Origin of the sequence: Polynucleobacter sp. AM-26B4 (assembly GCF_018882285.1) — a bacterium.
Taxonomy (GTDB): domain Bacteria; phylum Pseudomonadota; class Gammaproteobacteria; order Burkholderiales; family Burkholderiaceae; genus Polynucleobacter.
In genome coordinates, this window is record NZ_JACVOT010000001.1 from 1004419 (window position 1) to 1024513 (window position 20095).

18 protein-coding genes are annotated in these 20095 nt (G+C 44.4%); 9 read left to right on the top strand and 9 right to left on the bottom strand.

Annotated features, from left to right (window positions below; translation table 11 throughout):
• Positions 1-14: 14 nt before the first annotated feature.
• Genes lptB through uvrA form a run of 6 tightly spaced genes read right to left on the bottom strand, consistent with a single transcriptional unit; the run spans position 15 to position 6374 of the window.
• On the bottom strand, positions 15-764 hold the full coding sequence (lptB, locus tag ICE88_RS05125; RefSeq protein ID WP_216250129.1) for an LPS export ABC transporter ATP-binding protein: 750 nt from the start codon (positions 762-764) through the stop codon (positions 15-17).
• Positions 764-1267: a lipopolysaccharide transport periplasmic protein LptA gene (gene lptA / locus ICE88_RS05130; protein ID WP_216250131.1), complete on the bottom strand. Its 504-nt coding sequence runs from the start codon at positions 1265-1267 to the stop codon at positions 764-766. The genes lptB and lptA overlap by 1 nt, the downstream gene beginning before the upstream one ends.
• 41 nt (positions 1268-1308) lie before the next feature.
• On the bottom strand, positions 1309-1911 hold the full coding sequence (gene lptC / locus ICE88_RS05135; RefSeq protein ID WP_255535223.1) for an LPS export ABC transporter periplasmic protein LptC: 603 nt from the start codon (positions 1909-1911) through the stop codon (positions 1309-1311).
• Between the two features lie 11 nt (positions 1912-1922).
• Positions 1923-2492 carry an HAD family hydrolase gene (locus ICE88_RS05140; RefSeq protein ID WP_216250139.1) on the bottom strand — a complete coding sequence of 190 codons (570 nt, stop codon included), beginning with the start codon at positions 2490-2492 and terminating at the stop codon, positions 1923-1925.
• A 1-nt stretch (position 2493) separates the two neighbouring features.
• Entirely contained in the window at positions 2494-3495 is a 1002-nt protein-coding gene (locus tag ICE88_RS05145) for an SIS domain-containing protein (protein WP_216250142.1), read from the bottom strand.
• A 23-nt stretch (positions 3496-3518) separates the two neighbouring features.
• Positions 3519-6374 carry an excinuclease ABC subunit UvrA gene (gene uvrA, locus ICE88_RS05150; RefSeq protein ID WP_216250146.1) on the bottom strand — a complete coding sequence of 952 codons (2856 nt, stop codon included), beginning with the start codon at positions 6372-6374 and terminating at the stop codon, positions 3519-3521.
• A 39-nt stretch (positions 6375-6413) separates the two neighbouring features.
• Here uvrA and ICE88_RS05155 point away from each other — a divergent pair, with 39 nt between their 5' ends.
• Both ICE88_RS05155 and ssb read left to right on the top strand, forming a co-directional pair.
• Positions 6414-7580: an MFS transporter gene (locus ICE88_RS05155; RefSeq protein WP_216250150.1), complete on the top strand. Its 1167-nt coding sequence runs from the start codon at positions 6414-6416 to the stop codon at positions 7578-7580.
• Positions 7581-7624: 44 nt separating this feature from the next.
• A complete protein-coding gene (ssb, locus tag ICE88_RS05160) occupies positions 7625-8080 on the top strand; it encodes a single-stranded DNA-binding protein (protein WP_089514798.1) in 456 nt (151 codons plus the stop codon).
• On the opposite strand, the gene queF is transcribed toward ssb, so the two are convergent.
• Genes queF through ilvA form a run of 3 tightly spaced genes read right to left on the bottom strand, consistent with a single transcriptional unit; the run spans position 8081 to position 11353 of the window.
• The gene (gene queF, locus ICE88_RS05165) at positions 8081-8914 is read right to left on the bottom strand and encodes an NADPH-dependent 7-cyano-7-deazaguanine reductase QueF (protein ID WP_216250154.1); all 834 of its coding nucleotides are present in this window, start codon (positions 8912-8914) and stop codon (positions 8081-8083) included.
• 4 nt (positions 8915-8918) lie between these two features.
• A complete protein-coding gene (locus ICE88_RS05170) occupies positions 8919-9830 on the bottom strand; it encodes a 5'-nucleotidase (RefSeq protein WP_215290395.1) in 912 nt (303 codons plus the stop codon).
• Between the two features lie 2 nt (positions 9831-9832).
• The gene (ilvA, locus tag ICE88_RS05175) at positions 9833-11353 is read right to left on the bottom strand and encodes a threonine ammonia-lyase, biosynthetic (RefSeq protein ID WP_216250156.1); all 1521 of its coding nucleotides are present in this window, start codon (positions 11351-11353) and stop codon (positions 9833-9835) included.
• A 40-nt stretch (positions 11354-11393) separates the two neighbouring features.
• Here ilvA and ICE88_RS05180 point away from each other — a divergent pair, with 40 nt between their 5' ends.
• From ICE88_RS05180 to ubiB, 7 genes are all read left to right on the top strand, one after another.
• A complete protein-coding gene (locus tag ICE88_RS05180) occupies positions 11394-11897 on the top strand; it encodes a YqaA family protein (protein ID WP_216250159.1) in 504 nt (167 codons plus the stop codon).
• A gap of 98 nt (positions 11898-11995) precedes the next feature.
• Positions 11996-15829 carry an FAD/FMN-binding oxidoreductase gene (locus tag ICE88_RS05185; RefSeq protein ID WP_216250162.1) on the top strand — a complete coding sequence of 1278 codons (3834 nt, stop codon included), beginning with the start codon at positions 11996-11998 and terminating at the stop codon, positions 15827-15829.
• Between the two features lie 2 nt (positions 15830-15831).
• Positions 15832-16236, top strand: coding sequence for a gamma-butyrobetaine hydroxylase-like domain-containing protein (locus ICE88_RS05190; protein ID WP_216250164.1), 405 nt, complete (start codon positions 15832-15834; stop codon positions 16234-16236).
• A gap of 6 nt (positions 16237-16242) precedes the next feature.
• On the top strand, positions 16243-16986 hold the full coding sequence (gene ubiE / locus ICE88_RS05195; RefSeq protein ID WP_216250167.1) for a bifunctional demethylmenaquinone methyltransferase/2-methoxy-6-polyprenyl-1,4-benzoquinol methylase UbiE: 744 nt from the start codon (positions 16243-16245) through the stop codon (positions 16984-16986).
• Positions 16987-17014: 28 nt separating this feature from the next.
• The gene (locus ICE88_RS05200; RefSeq protein WP_216250170.1) at positions 17015-17926 is read left to right on the top strand and encodes a Tim44 domain-containing protein; all 912 of its coding nucleotides are present in this window, start codon (positions 17015-17017) and stop codon (positions 17924-17926) included.
• Positions 17927-17960: 34 nt separating this feature from the next.
• On the top strand, positions 17961-18506 hold the full coding sequence (locus tag ICE88_RS05205) for an SCP2 domain-containing protein (RefSeq protein ID WP_255535312.1): 546 nt from the start codon (positions 17961-17963) through the stop codon (positions 18504-18506).
• A complete protein-coding gene (gene ubiB, locus ICE88_RS05210; protein ID WP_216250172.1) occupies positions 18503-20080 on the top strand; it encodes a ubiquinone biosynthesis regulatory protein kinase UbiB in 1578 nt (525 codons plus the stop codon). Before ICE88_RS05205 ends, ubiB begins: the two co-directional genes overlap by 4 nt.
• The last annotated feature ends 15 nt before the right edge of the window (positions 20081-20095 follow it).

Here is a 20095-nt window from a genome sequence, read left to right on the forward strand (position 1 = left end):
TTTTGCTTTAAAAATTACATCCGGAAGTTTTCACCAAGATACACTTTTCGAACGGCTTCGTTATCGATGATGGCAGATGGTTTGCCTGAGGCCAAGACTTTGCCTTCACTGATGATGTAAGCATGATCACAAATACCCAAAGTCTCTCGAACATTGTGGTCGGTGATCAATACGCCAATTTGACGATCTTTTAAAAATCTCACAATTCTTTGAATTTCACCAACCGCAATCGGATCGACGCCAGCAAACGGTTCATCAAGCAGAATAAATTTTGGCTGTGATGCCAGTGCTCTTGCAATTTCAACTCTTCGACGTTCGCCACCGGACAATGACATCGCTGGATTGCTGCGCAAATGTGAAATCTGTAATTCTTGCAACAGTGAATCTAATCTGCTTTGTATTTCTTTTTTGGACAGTGGTTTGCCATTTTCTTCTTGAAGCTCTAGAACAGCCTGAATATTTTCTTCAACAGTCAGCTTTCTAAATACAGAGGCTTCTTGAGGTAAATAAGATAGACCAAGCTTGGCTCGCTCATGGATTGGTAAGTGAGTAATGTCTTGCCCATTGAGACTGATTTCACCGCCATCTAGTGGAACTAAACCAACAATCATGTAAAAGGAAGTTGTTTTACCAGCACCATTGGGACCCAATAAGCCCACCACTTCACCACTTTTTACTTCAACGCCCACTTCAGTAACAACAGTTCTTGAACCATATTTTTTTTGAAGACCAACAGCGGTGAGGGTGGATTGGTGAGTACTCATTATTTTGAAGGTCCTGTTAATTCTTTTCTTCTCGGTGACAAGGTTGATTTCACAGATGCTTTAGAAACAACATTATATTTTTCTGTGTTTCCATCATAATGAATTTTGTCACCATTCAATTGGTCGGTGACCCTTGTGCCAGATATTTGGTTCATTCTGGCCTGTTTCTGAAGAATGGCAATATCTGTTTTTCCATCATATTCAATTAATTCGGCAAAGCCCTCAATGAAATCGTTAAATCCCGTGTCTCTTTTTTGACGAAGACTGGCCAGTTCGCCTGGTTTGGCAAAAATGGTGACAAATTGATATCCCTCAGGGTCAATTTTGACTTCAGCTTTTTCACCTTTGATGATCAGCGAGCCTTTGATTAAAAGAACATTGCGTTCAAGATAGTAAATCTGTTTGACGTCATCAAATTGAGCTTTATTCGAGCTTAAGGCAATTGGTTTGTCTTTGTCAGCTTTTTCTGCGAGTGCGGGGGTGGCGAGTAGCCCAAGTGCCATATAGATGCACAAGCAGAAGGAGTAAGTGCTTAAGCGAAACCTCACGGCGCATTACCTTTGGATTCTGATTCAATGCGTCCTTTGACCTGGCCAATCATGGTGAGTTTTTGGTGAACATTGTCAAAAACAGCACCTTCTTGCGAAGTCATGATTGATTGACCTTGCTCTAAATTAACGGGGCGATTTGTTTTAACAATGTCATCATTCATGAGAACTGTGAATTTGCTTGAGCTCATGAATAATCTTGCGCTACCAGCTTGCGTTGCCGTGGCTGCTTGAGCCGGGCGAGTAAGACTTGCATTGCCGACCAAGTCTAAGATTGTCATGTCGCCATCAAGGAAGCCCTTGTCTGATTTAACAGTGATAGCAGGCTTTGTTTCATGGAACCTTCTGGCGATAGGCCAATCTATTTCTGAGCTGGCGTCATCTTCATAATGAGTCAACTTTTGACCAACCACACGAAATTTTGTATTGCCTTCAGGGCCCAAGGTGGTAACAACAATGCCATCCATGATGTAGTCAGGAACGTGACGTTTTTGTTTTTCGGTATCTAGATTTGGCTCATTCATTTGAACCATCCAATAAGTGCCCAGAGTCAAGAATGCCATCAACAGCATTGGCAAGAACTTTAAAACTTGGGCCATGATTCCCATGCTTATAAAGACTCTTGAAGTAAGCGCTGATAGTTGTCTTGAGCCACTAAGATCAAGTCACAAACTTCACGAACTGCTCCGGCCCCACCTGAGCGCTTGGTAATAAAGTGCACACGTTTTTTCACTTCTTCATGTGCTTGAGCAGGACATGCAGCAAAATGAACTTTTGGCAGTACTGACAAATCTGGCCAATCGTCACCCATTGCTGCGCAATCTGAGAGTGTTAGCTTGGTTTGCTCCAACAATATTTGCAGAGCTTTGAATTTTTCAGAGACGCCCATTTGCACATGCTTGATGCCTAATTCTTTGGCCCGACCTTCGACCATCGGCGAAGTACGCCCTGTGATGATGGCAACAATCACGCCGGTTGACTGAAGTAATTTGATACCGTGACCATCCAGGCTATCAAAAATCTTGAGGGCTTCTTTGCCATCTTGACCAACCAATAAGCTGCCATCAGTTAAAACACCGTCCACATCTAAAACAAGTAGTTTGACGTTCGCAGCACGATCAAGTGCCTGCGGGTGTTCTGTGTATGGGTTGGTGACCATCGGGCTGAATGCGTTAGACATATTAAATAACCTGTGCTGCAAAAAGATCATGAAGGTTGAGTGCTCCCATGAGAGCTCCATTTGCATCTACAACCACGAGCTGATTGATGCGATGACGCTCCATCATTTCAACTGCTTCAGCTGCCAAAAGATCAGGGGAGATGGTTCTTGGATTTGGGGTCATGGCATCTTTTAAGGATGTGCCTTGAAACTGAATATTTTTTTCAATCAATCGACGCAAGTCACCATCGGTGAAAATGCCAACAACTTTTTGAGAGTCATCCACCACCACGGTCATGCCCATGCGCTTGGAAGTGATTTCTAGTAAAGCATCGGTGATGCTTGCTTTGATATTTGTGCGAGGAGCCTCTGCCCCACCTCTCATCACATCACGAACATGGGTGAGTAATTTTCTTCCCAAGTTACCGCCAGGATGTGAGCGTGCAAAATCTTCAGGTTTAAATCCTCTGGCATCAAGCAAAGCAACAGCTAAAGCATCTCCCATGGCCAATGCGGCAGTCGTGCTGGCAGTTGGCGCTAAATTGAGAGGGCACGCTTCTTTTTCGACTGACACATTGATGTGCGAATCTGCCAATGAGGCCAATGATGATTCTGGATTGCCTGTCAGTGCAATGAGTTTTGCACCCGTTCTTTTGATGATGGGAACAATGGCAGTCAGTTCACTGGTTTCACCAGAGTTTGAAAAAGCCACAAAGACATCATGTTGGGTGACCATGCCTAAATCACCATGACTTGCTTCCGCTGGGTGAACAAAAAAGGCAGGCGAACCAGTGGACGCAAAAGTCGCTGCAATTTTTCTACCGATATGACCAGATTTACCAATTCCAGAAACCACGATGCGACCTTTACAAGCCAAAAGCAATTCAATCGCGTAGGCAAATTTCTCAGCATTTTTTTGCGTGAGATTTTTTTGGAGCGTCAAAATTGCTTCAGCTTCAATGGCCAAAGTTTCTCTAGCCAAATCAATGGCTCGCTGGTTTTGTGCAGAAGTTTGATGAGTCATGGCTAGAGTATATGTCTTTAGACCTATTTCAATAAGGGGGCCAGGTATTTGCCAGTGTAGCTTTTTGCTACTTTAGCAACTTTTTCAGGGGTACCGACCGCAATAATTTCACCGCCACCGCCGCCACCTTCTGGGCCCAAATCAATGATCCAGTCGGCTGTCTTGATGACATCTAAATTATGTTCAATGATAACAATGGTGTTGCCATGCTTTTTCAGGGTGTGAATCACCTTGAGCAAGAGTTGAATATCGTGGAAATGAAGACCGGTGGTGGGCTCATCCAAAATATACAAAGTTCTACCAGTATCTCGTTTTGAAAGTTCTAAGGAGAGCTTCACACGCTGCGCTTCACCCCCTGATAGGGTGGTGGCACTTTGTCCCAGTTTGACGTAACCCAAACCAACATCGAGCAATGTTTTTAGTTTTCGTTTGACTGTTGGCACTGCTTCAAAGAATTCATGAGCTTGCTCAATGGTCATCGATAAAACTTCGTGAATATTTTTACCTTTGTAACGAATATCCAAAGTTTCGCGGTTGTAGCGTTTTCCGTGACACACATCACAAGGAACATAAACATCAGGTAAGAAGTGCATTTCAACTTTTAAGACGCCATCGCCTTCACATGTTTCGCAGCGACCACCTTTGACGTTGAATGAAAATCTCCCGGCTTCATAACCACGCTCACGAGCGGCTGGAACTCCAGCGAATAATTCTCTGATTGGTGTGAATAAACCAGTGTAGGTTGCAGGGTTTGATCTCGGTGTTCTGCCAATCGGAGATTGATCAACGTTGATCACTTTGTCAAAATGCTCTAGACCGATGATTTCTTTGTGTTGTGCTGGCTCTGCATTAGAGCCATAGAGATGCTGTGCAACGGCGTGGTGAAGGGTGTCGTTGATCAAAGTTGATTTGCCTGATCCAGATACACCTGTGACGCAGGTCAATAATCCCAAGGGGATTTCAACATCCACATTTTTAAGGTTGTTTCCTGTCGCACCTAATATTTTTAGAGAATGCTCTCCCACAGGAGTTCTGTTTTTAGGAACCTGAATGGCTTCTTTACCTGAAAGGTAAGCGCCTGTTAATGAATCTGGATTCGATTCAATTTCTTTTGGCGTGCCTTCTGCAATGATTTTGCCGCCATGTTCTCCAGCACCAGGGCCAATATCAATCACATGGTCAGAAGCTCTGATCATGTCTTCATCGTGCTCAACCACCAAAACTGAATTACCTAAATCTCGCAGGTGCTTGAGCGTGCCAATGAGTCGGTCGTTGTCGCGTTGATGAAGACCGATGGATGGTTCATCCAAAACGTACATGACGCCAGTTAAACCCGAGCCAATTTGTGAGGCCAAGCGTATGCGTTGAGCTTCTCCTCCTGACAGGGTGTCGGCGCTTCTATCTAGAGATAAATAATTCAAACCAACATCATTGAGAAAGCTGAGACGTGCACCGATTTCGGAAATAATTTTTCCTGCAATTTCTTTTTTGGCACCTTTTAATTCCAAAGAGAGGAAGTAGTCGCGTGCTTGACCCAAAGGTAAGTTGCTGACTTCATAAATCGCGCGAGCTTGTTTGCCATCACCCACTTTGACGTTTCTGGCTTCAGTTCTTAGGCGCGTCCCTTCACAACTTGGGCATGGCTTGTTGTTTTGATATTTTGCAAGTTCTTCTCTCACGGTTGGCGAGTCAGTTTCTCTGTAGCGTCGCTCAAAGTTAGCCACAATGCCTTCGAAGGCGTGCTCTCGAATAACGACCTTGCCTTTTTCATTTAAATACTCAAAAGGAATATCTTGATTGTTTGATCCAAACAGCAAGAGTTCTTGGGCTTTTTTTGGTAACTCCTCAAATGGAGCTTCCAAGTCAAACTTGGCATGCTTGGCAAGGTTCTGTAGCAACCTGAAGTAAAACTGATTACGACGATCCCATCCCTTAATAGCCCCTGAGGCAAGAGATAGTTCAGGGTGCGCTACCACGCGCTTTGGATCAAAAAAGCTGATGTGGCCCAAACCATCGCAACTGGGGCAAGCGCCCATGGGGTTGTTGAATGAAAATAATCTTGGCTCTAATTCTTGTAAAGAGTAAGAGCAAATAGGACAGGCAAACTTACTTGAAAAAAGTTGCTCTTTTTCTGTGTCCATTTCAAGTGCGATTGCACGGCCATCAGCCAAGCGCAATGCTGTTTCAAAAGACTCAGCTAAGCGCTGCTGAATGTCTGCTTTTATTTTGATACGGTCTACCACCACATCAATCGTGTGCTTTTCGTTTTTAACTAACTTAGGTAACTCATCTACTTCGTAAATTTTTGCTTTGTTGTGTAAAGCAGTGCCGCCACCTGAGCGAATTCGAAAACGCACAAAACCTTGTGCTTGCAAGTCTTCAAATAGATCGACGTGCTCGCCCTTTCTTTCGCTCACAACGGGCGCCAAGATCATTAGCTTGGTGTCTTCAGGCATTGACATGACTGCATCCACCATTTGTGAAACACTTTGAGCTTCTAGTGGTAGCTGATGTTCTGGGCAGTGAGGGGTTCCGGCGCGCGCAAAAAGTAAACGCAAATAATCATGTATTTCAGTCACGGTACCAACGGTGGAGCGGGGATTGTGACTGGTGGCTTTTTGCTCTATTGATATAGCAGGAGATAAACCTTCGATAGAGTCAACGTCTGGCTTTTCCATCAATTGCAAAAATTGACGGGCATAGGCAGATAAAGACTCTACGTAGCGTCGTTGTCCTTCGGCATAAAGCGTATCAAAGGCCAAAGAACTTTTACCCGATCCAGATAAGCCAGTTAAGACAACCAATTGGTTTCTTGGAATATCAAGATTGATATTTTTAAGGTTATGGGTGCGAGCACCTCTGATTTTTATCGTATCCATGATTTTTCTCTGCGTAACCAGTTAATATAGCTCTTCTTTATGGAAAAAACAGAACTTCGCGCATCTTTGGCTTTGGCCGGCATTTTTGCCCTACGCATGTTGGGGCTGTTTTTAATCCTGCCAGTCTTTAGCATGCACGCCAAAGGCTTGCCAGGCGGTGATCAAGCCCTATTAGTGGGTTTAGCTTTAGGGGTCTACGGTCTTGTTCAGGCCTGCCTGCACATACCACTAGGAATGCTCTCTGATAAATACGGTCGAAGACCAGTCGTTGTTGCTGGACTTTTACTGTTTGTTTTGGGGGCGGTAATAGCGGGTAGTCATGATGATTTGATGTGGATCATCGTGGGACGAGCGATTCAAGGTGCTGGAGCTGTTTCAGCAGCAGTGACCGCATGGTTAGCAGATTTAACTAAGGAAGAAACTCGCACAAGAGCCATGGCCATGGTTGGCGGAAGCATCGCCCTGACATTTGCCATATCTTTGGTGTTGGCTTCTCCTCTTCATGAATCGATCGGTTTGGATGGCATGTTCTATCTGATGGCTATTTTGGGGATTGGGGCTATTTTGTTGGCCTTGTTCGTGGTGCCACAGCAAGAAAAGTCGAACACGCCATTCACAGCGAAGTTTTCTGATGTTTTCTTTAATGCTGATTTATTAAGATTGAACTTTGGGGTGTTTGCTTTGCATGCAGCCCAAATCGCATTGTTTTTGACCTTGCCTAGATTGTTAGTCAAAGCCGATTTGCCTTTGGTTTCGCATTGGCATCTCTATTTGCCTGCTGTATTGATTTCTTTCGCTTGTATGGCACCCATCATCATGATGAGCGAGAGAAGAAAACGCATCAAGCCAGCCTTTATCTTCGGCATTCTTTCTATGATGGTTGCTCAGCTAATCATTGCTAGCTTTGACACCCTGCCAGCAATTGCAACCGCAGTGCTGATTTATTTCATCGGTTTCAATATTTTGGAAGCGATGCAACCGTCTTTGGTTTCTCGTTGGGCTAGTCAAGCCAAAGGAACTGCTTTGGGCATCTACAACACCACTCAATCAATTGGCTTATTCATTGGCGGATTGGGCGGTGGCTGGTTATTGCAATGGGGTGGTGAATCAAGTGTTTTTTATGCTTGTGCAGCACTGATTTTTGCCTGGCTTATAATCGCTTTATCGATGAGAGAGTTGCCTTCAAAAGTTAACTCACCAACTTAATTCGATCAATTTCGGTACAACAAACTTTTCTTCGGGAGACAAAAATGGCATCAGTTAATAAAGTAATCATTGTGGGTAATGTTGGCCGTGATCCAGAAACTCGTCGCCTACCAAGTGGTGACGCAGTGACAAATATTTCAATTGCTACCACTGATCGTTACCGCGACAAGCAATCTGGCGAGATGCGTGAGAACACTGAATGGCATCGCGTTGCGTTTTTTGGCAAGGTGGCTGAGGTAGCAGAAAAATACCTCAAAAAAGGTTCACAGGTTTATGTAGAAGGCCGTTTAAGAACGCGCAAATGGACTGACCAAAGCGGTCAGGAAAAATACTCTACAGAAATCGTTGCTGAAACCATGCAAATGTTGGGTGGCAAAGCGCCTGGATCTTCTGATGGCGGTATGCCAAGCCAAGGTTCATCTGCTTCATCAGCGCCAAGATCATCTGCTCCGATGAGCAGCCCAAGTATCAGCGATATCGACGACGATATTCCGTTTTAATTATTGACGTGAGTGGCGGACATTGTCTGGCCACTCAGCGTTGTAATCAGCTCTGAATGGATTGATATCAATGCCGCCTCTGCGTGTATATCGGGCGTAAACCGATAGCTTGCTAGGGCGGCATTTTTCTTTGATATCCATGAAGATTTTTTCAACGCAGTGCTCATGAAACTCATGATGCTCTCTAAAAGAAATCAAGTAGCGCAGTAAACCTTCTTCATCAATGGTTGGGCCAACATAGTTGATTTGAATGCTTGCCCAATCAGGTTGAGCAGTCACGGGGCAGTTAGAGCGCAATAGATGGCTGACCAATGATTCTTCAACGATGCCCAGGCTTGTGTCTGATGTGAGTAATGCAGCATCTGGTAACTGCTTGGGATCAATTTCTAAATCGAGTCGATCTAACAATTTTCCAGTCATCTCTTTCATGCCCTTGGCGCATTGCTGTTCTGGCGCATTTAATTGCACCGAAACACTTGCGCCAGCAGCTTTGGATAAATCATTTTTGAGCGTTTGAATTAACTCTTCTGTGGATTGAAAGCAATGATTATTCAAGCTGTTGAGATATAGCTTCCACGATTTTGATTCAATGATGTTTGGTGAATTGGCTGGAACCAAGAAGGTCGCAATCGCAAGCTGAGGCTTTCCTTTGGCGTTCAACCAGCTGAGCTCGTAGGCGTTCCAAATATCAATACCAAAGAATGGTGGTTCAGTATTTTTAATTCCAATCTTTAGTCTGTTTTCGGTGCGTGAGATTGGAAACAGAAGCTCAGGACTGTATTGATTTGGGTTATCAGAGTTTTTGCCCAGCGGCGCTTGATCTAAGGTGCTCATGTGTTTATTTGATTTGATTGGCAATGCCAGAAAGAACCTGACCTGTTGGCGCAACGTCAGAGGCTAGTTCGCAGTGCCCCAGTTGATCGTCAAAGAAAAAGTCAGGTTGAAATTCTTTTAAAAAATCTTTTTTGGCTAAACCACCAAGAAACATGGCTTCATCAACGGTGACGCCCCAAGCCATCAAAGTTCTGATGGCTCTCTCGTGTGCGGGGGCTGAGCGAGCGGTGACCAAGGCAGTTCTGATCTTCATTGATTGACCAGACTTTTTGGCAGAGACTTGAAGACGATGCAGGGCTTCTAATAAAGGTTTAAATGGACCCGGTGGTAAGGGTGTTTCAACTTTGTGACTTTCATGTGCAACAAATGCATCAAGCCCCTTGGCTTGAAAAACTCTTTCAGCTTCATCTGAAAATAAAACAGCATCTCCGTCAAAAGCGATGCGTATTTCATCAGGATTGGATTCTGCCAGTTGCTTACTTTGAGGAAACACCATGGCTGCAGGAAACCCAGCATCCAATGTGGCGCGCACATCATCAGCGTTGGCTGATAAGAAAAGATTGGCCTGCAAAGATTTTAAGTAGTGATACGGTGCGCGACCTCGCGTGAAGACACCGCGCTCAATGGCTAGACCGGCATTTTTCGCAGAGCGAAAAACTCTCAAACCGCTCACTGGATCATTTCTAGAAAGAATCACGACTTCCACATTTTGTTGGCCGCCCTCATTAAAAGTCAGTAACTTCTTGACCAATGGGTAGGCAACACCTGGCTTCGCTGGCTGATCAATTCTGTTCAATTGAAGTTGCATATAGGCGCTGTCATCACTCGCTTCAAAAATTTGATTTTCTTCTTCAAAATCAAATAAAGCTCGTGAGGAAATGGCGACAACTAATTTGCCTTCAAGTGAGAACGCCATGCTTATGCCAAGAAAAGTTTATAAGCAGGGTTATCGCTTTCATCCCAGTGTGGGTAGCCAAGTCCTGCTAAAAATTTCTTCAATTCTTTTTTATCACTTGCGGGCACTTGCATACCAATCAAAATGCGCCCGTAATCTGCGCCATGATTTCGGTAGTGGAACAAGCTGATGTTCCAGTTGGGCGCCATACTGGTTAAGAATTTCATCAAAGCACCAGGCTTCTCTGGGAACTCAAAGCGATAAAGCAATTCGTTTTTTGCTAGCTGTGAACGTCCACCAACCATGTGGCGCAAGTGTGACTTGGCCAATTCGTCTTGAGTCAAATCAATGGTGTTGAAACCTGACTTAGTGAAGGATTTGGCGATGACCGTGCTATCGGAAGCTTTTTGTGTGGCGATGCCAACGAAAATATGAGCTTGATCAGCATCGGCAATACGATAGTTAAATTCTGTGACATTGCGCTCACCCAAAAGTTCGCAGAAGCGCTTGAATGAACCGCGCTGCTCTGGAATGGTGACAGCAAAAACAGCTTCTTTGGATTCACCAACCTCGGCTCGTTCAGCAACGAAGCGGAGTCGATTGAAGTTGATGTTCGCACCGCAGGCAACTGCAACCAAAGTTTGGTTCTTGCATTTCTCGCGCTCCACGTATGCCTTCAGACCAGCCAGAGCAAGCGCTCCAGCAGGTTCTAGAATGCTGCGTGTATCTGTGAAGACATCATTGATGGCCGCACATATTGCGTCTGTATCAACAGTGATGATCTCATCAACCACTTGTTGGCAAAGTCTAAAAGTTTCTTTGCCAACCAATTTGACAGCGGTACCGTCAGAAAAAAGACCAACTTCTTTTAGCTCAACTCTGCGACCAGCCTCTAAAGATTTTTTCATGGCATCAGAGTCAACGGTTTGAACACCGATGACCTTGATTTCTGGACGAATGGCTTTGATATAGGCGCCAACTCCTGCAATTAATCCACCGCCGCCGATGGCTAAGAAAATTGCATCGATAGGCTCTTGGTGTTGTTGCAGAATCTCCATGGCGATTGTTCCCTGGCCTGCAATGACATCTGGGTCATCAAAGGGGTGAACAAAAGTTAGTTGATGTTTCTTTTCAAGAGACAGGGCGTGTTGATAGGCATCGCTGTATGAATCGCCATGCAAAACAATTTTGACTGAGCTGCCGCCGCGAGCACTCACTGCATCAATTTTTACTTGTGGCGTGGTGGTGGGCATCACGATGATGGCTTTGCAGTTCAATTTTGCTGCAGCTAAAGCCACACCCTGGGCATGGTTGCCTGCTGATGCTGCAATGACCCCACGTTTTAGGTCGGCAGGGCTCAAGTGAGCCATTTTGTTATAGGCACCTCTTAACTTAAATGAAAAAACCGGTTGGTTATCTTCTCTTTTAAGTAAAACCTTGTTTTTAATGCGCTCAGAAAGGTGTGAAGCTAGTTCAAGCTCGGTTTCTCGGGCAACGTCATAGACCTTGGCGGTCAATATTTTTCGTAAATAATCTTTAGGCATCCTGTGAGCGTATCACGGCAAAAGCCTAAAATGATCAAACATGGATACCAATTTACATAATTTTTTGGTTTGGCTTTCTCTGCCCACGGTGGGTTTGCCGGCTGTTTTTTCAATTTCATTTGTATCGGCAACCCTTTTGCCGCTGGGCTCAGAGCCGGTCTTATTTGGGTACATCAAATTAAATCCTGATATGTTCTGGCCTGCAGTTTTTGTGGCAACGATTGGTAATACCCTCGGGGGCATGCTGAATTGGTTGATGGGTTTTGGTGCCAATAAGGCTCATGAGAAGCTTTTAGGGCCTAGAGACCATAAATTATTGGGCTGGTTCGAGAAACTAGGTCCCCCGGCCCTCCTACTGTCTTGGTTACCCATCGTTGGGGACCCTCTGTGTGCGGTCGCCGGTTGGCTCAGGCTGCCATGGCTTTCATGCATGATTTACATGGCGATTGGCAAGTTTTTGCGTTATGTCACCATGACTTACGTTCTATTGCTGATCCCCGGGGAGTTTTGGACGACCATTGGCCGTTGGCTTGGTTTCCTTTGATGACCTTGCTCTATTTAAGGTCACAAATGGCCTTAAGTAAGAATAAGGCGAAGATCTCGATAGTCCTTTAAAATGGCTTTTTAGTTAAAAGTGATGATATGAACGCACCTTTGCCACTCCACAGCATGACAGAGCATCCTCAAAATGCTCCTCGTTTGCGTGAGATACCCTATAACTACACATCTTTCTCAGATAGAGAGATCGTTATCCGTTTATTGGGTGAAGAAGCTTGGCAAATTCTGGACGAACTAAGGTCTGGAAGAAAAACTGGGCGTTCAGCCAGAATGCTTTACGAAGTATTGGGCGATATCTGGGTTGTTCAGCGCAATCCTTACCTGCAAGACGATCTTTTAGACAATCCTGGCCGTCGCAAGCAATTGATCGAGGCATTGCATCATCGCTTGAGAGAAGTTCAAAAGAGAATGACCACTGATTTGGCCGACAAGGTTGGTAAATTAGTTGATAGCGCCAAACTTGCTGTTGAACAATTCAACGCTGAGTTTGATCGTGTTTCAGTTTTGCGCAAACGTGTTCGTAAAGTTTTAGGTAAGTTCACTGCAGCTGACAATATTGCTTACGATGGTTTGGCTCGCGTTTCTCACGTGACTGATGCAACTGACTGGCGTGTTGAATACCCATTCGTTGTTTTAACACCTGACACTGAAGAAGAAATTCCTAACCTGGTCAAAGGTTGTATAGAACTTGGTTTGACCATCATTCCTCGTGGAGGTGGTACTGGATATACAGGCGGAGCAATTCCTTTATCTCCAATGTCAGCTGTAATCAATACAGAAAAGCTAGAAACTCTGGGCCCTGTAGAGATGATGCGTTTGCCTGGCTTGAGTGAAGAGGTTGCCACCATTTATTCTGGCGCCGGAGTGGTTACCAAGCGTGTTTCTGATGCAGCAGATAAATCTGGCAATGTTTTTGCTGTAGATCCTACGTCTGCTGAAGCCAGCTGTATTGGTGGAAATATCGCCATGAATGCTGGTGGTAAAAAAGCTGTTTTGTGGGGCACTGCCCTTGATAACTTGGCGTCATGGAGAATGGTTGATCCTGACGGCAACTGGTTAGACATTGAGCGCATTGGTCACAACATGAGCAAGATTCATGATGTCGACTTTGCCACTTTCAAATTGGTTTGGTCAGATGGCTCATATGCTCCTGGTCAAAAAATCATCAAGACTGAAGAGTTGAAGATTGTAGGTAAGACCTTCCGTAAAGAAGGCCTAGGTAAAGATGTGACTGATAAATTTTTATCAGGTTTGCCAGGTATTCAAAAAGAAGGTTGTGATGGCTTAATCACCAGTGCAAGATGGGTCTTGCATCGCATGCCGAAGCAAATTCGTACAGTTTGTTTGGAGTTCTTTGGTCAAGCACGTGATGCTATTCCAAGCATCGTTGAAATCAAAGCCTACTTGGATCAACAAACTAAACAAGGCGGTGCCATCTTGGCCGGCCTTGAGCATTTAGATGAGCGCTACTTGAAGGCTGTTGGCTACGCTACCAAATCAAAGCGCAATGTTTTGCCAAAAATGGTTTTGATTGGCGACATCGTTGGTGATGATGAGAATGCTGTGGCAATGGCCGCCAGTGAAGTGATTCGCATGGCCAACACCAGGGTTGGTGAAGGTTTCGTTGCTGTGAGTGCAGAGGCTCGCAAGAAATTTTGGTTAGACCGCTCAAGAACTGCTGCTATTGCAAGACACACAAACGCATTCAAAGTGAATGAAGACGTTGTGATCCCACTTGATCGCATGGGTGAGTACACCGATGGTATTGAGCGCATCAACATTGAACTGTCTTTGAAAAATAAACTTCAGCTTTTGAGCGAGCTTGAGTGTTTCCTTCAGCAAGGTAATTTGCCATTAGGTAAGTCAGAAGATGGTGATGTGCCTGAGGCCGATTTGCTTGAGGGTCGCGTTTCACAAGCTTTGCAATTAATTGCTTCAGTTAGAAAAGAGTGGTTGGGTTGGTCTCAGAATATGGATCAGCACTTTTCAGCCTTGCAAGATAGAAGTTTGCGCGCCTCATGGAAGCTTCAAGTCAGAGCTGAGTTAAGAAATATATTCAGTGGTGTTCCGTTCGAGCCTATCTTGAAAGAGTGCGAAGCAATCCATAAGAAGGTTCTTCGCAGTCGTGTATTCGTGGCTTTGCACATGCATGCTGGTGACGGTAACGTGCACACGAACATTCCTGTGAATTCTGATAATTACGACATGCTTCAAGATGCTCATCAATCCGTTGATCGCATCATGAAGTTGGCTAGATCCTTGAATGGTGTGATTTCAGGTGAGCACGGTATTGGTATTACCAAGCTTGAATATCTAACAGAAGCTGAGATCAAAGACTTCAGATCTTATAAGTTGAGAATTGACCCAGAGGGCCGTTTCAATAAAGGCAAGTTAATGCAGGGCGCCGATTTGAGAAATGCCTACACGCCAAGTTTTGGATTGATGGGCCATGAATCTCTCATCATGCAGCAAAGTGATATTGGTGCGATTGCAACAAGCATCAAGGATTGCTTGCGCTGTGGAAAATGTAAGCCTGTTTGCGCGACGCACGTGCCACGCGCCAACTTGTTATACAGCCCACGTAACAAAATTTTGGCTACATCATTATTGGTTGAAGCCTTCTTGTATGAAGAGCAAACAAGACGTGGTGTTTCCGTAAAACATTGGGAAGCCTTTGATGATGTCGCTGCGCACTGCACGGTTTGTCATAAGTGTTTGACTCCATGTCCTGTGAAGATTGACTTTGGTGATGTCACCATGAATATGCGTAACTTGTTGCGCAAGATGGGGCAGAAGAAATTCAATCCAGGTGCAACGGCTGCCATGTTCTTCTTGAATGCCACCAATCCTGAAACGATTCAATTGACCAGAAAGTTAATGATCGATTGGGGTTATAAAGCTCAGCGTTTGGCGCATGATTTATTGAAGAAGTTTGCCAAGGCGCAAACTGCTAAGCCTCGTTCAACTGTAACGAAGCCGCCAATCCAAGAGCAGGTGATTCACTTCATCAATAAAAAGATGCCAGGCAATTTGCCGAAGAAGACTGCCAGGGCTTTATTGGATATTGAAGATTCTGATGTGGTGCCTATCATCAGAAATCCACAAACAACTTCTGTTGATACAGAAGCAGTGTTCTATTTCCCTGGTTGTGGCTCAGAAAGATTGTTCTCCCAAGTAGGTTTGGCAACGCAAGCCATGTTGTGGCACGCCGGTGTTCAAACTGTCTTGCCTCCGGGTTATTTGTGCTGTGGTTATCCGCAAAGAGGTTCTGGTGATTTTGATAAAGCAGATAAGATCATCACGGACAACCGCGTGCTTTTCCATCGCATGGCTAATACGCTAAATTACTTGGACATCAAGACAGTGGTGGTTTCTTGCGGCACCTGTTACGACCAATTAGCGGGCTATGAGTTTGAAAAGATTTTCCCTGGTTGCAGAATCATTGATATCCATGAGTTCTTGTTAGAGAAGGGTATCAAGCTTGAAGGCGCTAAGGGCGTGAGATACATGTATCACGACCCATGTCACAGCCCAATGAAACTTCAGGACCCATTGAAGACGGTGAATAGCTTGGTCACAACTGAAGATGGTACAAGTATTGCAAAGAATGAGCGTTGCTGTGGCGAATCTGGCACATTGGCTGTCACTCGTCCGGACATCTCTTCTCAGGTTCGTTTCCGTAAAGAAATCGAAATGAAAAAAGGCGCGGATGAGTTAAGAAGTGATTTTGATGGTCAAGTCAAAATCTTGACGAGCTGCCCTTCATGTTTACAGGGTTTGTCACGCTATGACGAAGACTCTGGCACTAAAGCAGATTACATTGTGGTTGAGATGGCCAATCATTTGCTAGGTGCTAATTGGATGGCTGATTATGTGAAGAGCGCCAATACAGGCGGTATTGAAAGAGTATTGGTTTAATCATGAGCTCAACTGAAAAAGCACCATTGCCTCAGAACATCATCGTTCATCAGCAGTCCAAAGTTTTGGAGCTGGCTTATGAGAATAAAACGTATCAGTTGCCGTTTGAATTTTTAAGAGTGTGGTCACCGTCTGCTGAAGTCAGAGGTCATGGCGTTGGCCAAGAAACTTTGCAAACCGGTAAGCGTGATGTTTTGATCAATAACATTGAGCAAGTTGGTCATTACGCCATCAAGCCAGTGTTTTCTGATGGACATGATTCAGGTATTTTCAGTTGGGACTATCTTTATGAGATGTGCACCAATCAGGAAGAAATGTGGCAAGACTATTTAGACCGAATGGAACAAGCGGGTGCCAGCAGAGATATTCCAATGGTGAAGGATGAGCCGCGCTCTTGCGGGCATTAATTAATCATGGCACAAACACATTTTGGTTATAAAACAGTTGATGAAACTGAAAAGGCAAGCAAGGTTGCTGAGGTTTTTCATTCTGTAGCAAATAAGTACGACATCATGAACGATTTGATGTCTGGTGGTTTGCATCGCTTATGGAAGCATTTCACAATTAGTAAGGCTGCTGTGAAGCCCGGTCAAAAGGTTTTGGATATTGCTGGCGGCACAGGTGACTTATCTTTGAGTTTTGCAAAATCTGTTGGTCTTGAGCGTGAAACTGGTGGTCAAGTTTGGTTGACTGATATCAATGCCTCAATGCTGGGTTTTGGTCGTAATCGTTTAATTGATAAAGGCTACTATTTGCCGTGTGTTCAAGTGGATGCAGAGCAAATACCATTTCCAAATAATTATTTTGATTTGACCACTGTTGCGTTTGGTTTGCGAAATATGACTCACAAAGAAGTTGCTCTAAAAGAAATGTTAAGAGTGATCAAGCCAGGTGGCAAAGCAATGGTTTTGGAATTTTCTAAACCAGTTGATGCCCTTAAGCCAATTTATGATGCTTATTCATTCAAGATACTTCCATGGCTTGGCGAGAAGGTTGCTGGCGATTCAGAGAGTTACCGTTATCTTGCAGAATCAATTCGCATGCACCCAGATCAAGAAACTTTAAAAACCATGATGGAAAGTGTGGGATTTGACAAGGTTGAATACCACTCGCTCACTGGTGGTATTGTTGCGTTGCATATTGGTTACAAATACTGATACTTACCGAATTTTTGAGAGGTTAAAGATGTTGAAGAAAAGTTTTGTTTATTTAGTTCTTTCTTCCTTTGTGTTGATGGGCGCATCATTTGATGCCGAAGCCAAGCGCATGGGCGGTTCCAAAAGCATGGGTAAACAGTCTCAAAGTGTTACTCAAAAGCAACAGGCAGCACCTGCTCAGCCGGCTCAAGCCCCTGCAGCAGCTCCTGCCACTGCGGCTAAGCCAGCTGCTGCACCAGCTGCAGCTCAACCGAAAAAAGGTTTTGGTATGGGCGGCATTCTAGGTGGTCTAGCTGCTGGTTTGGGTCTTGGTTGGTTGTTGTCACATTTTGGTTTGGGTGAAGCAGCAGCATCATTTTTGATGGGCTTTTTAATGGTAGCTGCTGTTGCAATGATCGGTCTTTGGTTGTTCAGACGTTTTGCCAATAACGGTCAAGCCACATATAAGGCAAGCCCTGCTGGTGGAGCGCCATGGGAGAACCAACAGCGCTTTGATCGCCAAGAGCCAGTCAATGTTGGCTCATCATCAGCTGCACCTGTTGTTGAAGCTGCTGCTGCAGATGTTGCGATCAAGGACTTTGATCAAGAGTCTTTCTTGTTAAATGCAAAAAAACATTTTGTTCACTTGCAAGAAGCTTGGGATCGTGGCGACTTAGAGAAGTTGAGAGAATTTGCAACTCCAGAAATGTTTGCAGAACTTAATCAAGATCTTCAAGCTCGCGCAACTGAGCAGAATCGTACCGAAGTGTTAACGATTGAAGCAGATTTATTGGGTGTTGAATCATTGCAGGATGTTTATTTGGCGAGCGTTCGTTTCTCAGGAATGATTCGTGAGCAAGCGGATGGTCCAGCTGAGTCCTTCGTTGAGGTTTGGAATTTGACCAAGCCTGTTAATGGTCAAGGTGGTTGGGTGTTAGCTGGTATTCAACAGTTGGTCTAATCTGAAAACGATCGTACATGCTCTAAATTATTTACTGGCCCAAGAAACTTGGGCCAGTGATCTTTTGCAAAAGCAAAAAGATAAAACAATCAAATTAGTTTTACCGGTGGTTGAGATGTCCTTGGTCGTAACTGATCAGGGACTTTTCGCTTTGGCGGATAAATCACTTAGTGAGCCAAATGTCACATTAACGATTGGCCCAGATGTTTTTAATGCTTATATTGCCGGTGGTAAAGATGCTGCTGTAAAGCATGTCAAGGTATCCGGTGATGTGGACTTGGCTCAAGCTGTATCAACCTTGGCAGGGCAGCTGCGCTGGGAGGCTGAGGAAGACTTATCAAAGCTGGTTGGCGATCCTATGGCCCATAGAATCATGCAAGCAGCCCAGCAAAGTAAGCAATATGGTCAAAATGTACTTCATGATGTTGGCACTAGCGTTTTAGAATACTTTATTCATGAAAAACCAACGCTTGTTAAAAGAGAAGAATTAGTGCGCCATAAAGATGAAATAAGACGTTTGCGCGACGATGTTGAACGCATTGAAAAGCGTGTTGAACGTTTGCTCGAGAGGACCTTGTGAAACAATTTTTTAGATTGTTCAAGATCCTTTACACGATTTGGCGTTTTGGTCTTTTAAGAATAGTCAGAGACAGTCTGAGACCTGGCTTGGTCAAGGTGATCTTGACGGGTATTTCTTGGACAACGCCAACGGGCTATACGCGTGGAGAAAGTCTTCGTTTAGCTTTAGAAGCTTTGGGCCCTATCTTTGTTAAGTTTGGCCAAGTCTTATCAACTCGCAGAGACCTCTTGCCTTTAGATGTGGCTGATGAGTTGGCCAAGTTGCAAGATCAAGTTCCGCCATTCTCCCAATCTAAATCAATTGAGCTGATTGAACTATCTTTAGGTAAAAAATTATCAGAAGTCTTTCTGTCCTTTGATGAAAAACCTGTCGCGAGTGCTTCTGTTGCCCAAGTTCACTTTGCCGTGCTGAAGGGAACAGAAAAGTATCCTGAGTGGCAGGGTAAAGAGGTGGCCATCAAAGTCTTGCGCCCCGGCATTTTGCCAATCATTGAAAGTGACTTGGCACTTTTGCGGGTCTTGGCTTCTTTGGTCGAGAAATTATGGCGAGACGGTAAGCGTTTAAAGCCACGAGAGAACGTTGATGAATTTGATACTTATTTGCACGATGAGTTAGATCTAACGCGCGAAGCATCAAACGCTAGTCAACTGCGCAGAAATTTTGAAGGATCTAAAAAGCTGATCATCCCTGAAATGTACTGGGATCTGTGTGGCATCAACGTCATGGTGATGGAGAGAATGCATGGCATTCCAATTTCTCGCCTAGATGATCTTCGTGCTGCTGGAATTGATTTTAAAAAATTAGCCTCTGATGGTGTCGAGATATTTTTTACCCAAGTGTTTCATGATGGTTTTTTCCACGCAGACATGCATCCTGGCAATATTTTTGTGAGCGTTGCACCTGAAACTTTTGGACGTTATATTGCCCTAGACTTTGGCATTGTTGGCGCTTTGTCAGAAACAGATAAAAATTACTTAGCGCACAATTTTTTAGCATTCTTTAATCGCAACTACAGACGTGTTGCTGAATTACACATCGAGTCTGGTTGGGTTCCTGCGGATACCCGAGTAGAAGAGTTAGAAGGTGCAGTGCGAGCTGTTTGTGAGCCTTACTTCAATCGTCCTTTAAAAGAAATTTCATTGGGCATCGTGCTGATGAGACTGTTCCAAGCCTCGCGACGCTTTAATGTTGAAATTCAACCGCAATTGACCTTGTTGCAAAAAACACTACTGAATGTGGAAGGCTTGGGCCGTCAATTGGATCCTGATATGGATTTATGGAAAACCGCAAAACCAGTGTTGGAGCGATGGGTTGATCAACAAATCGGCATCAGGGGTTTCATTGATCGGATCAAATCAGAAGCTCCACTATGGGCTAAGTTAGTGCCCACTATCCCAAGATTGCTTGCCCAATGGTTAGAGGCTAATCAAAAACAAGGAAATACTTCTGATCACGAGCTGATGTTGAAGTTAGTCCTGGAACAGCAAAAGACAAAAAAGCTGATTTGGGGAAGTATTCTTTTCATGGGCGGTCTTTTGGGTGGAACCTTATTTACGCTCAGTTGGCTAAGCTAAGCCCTATAATTTAAG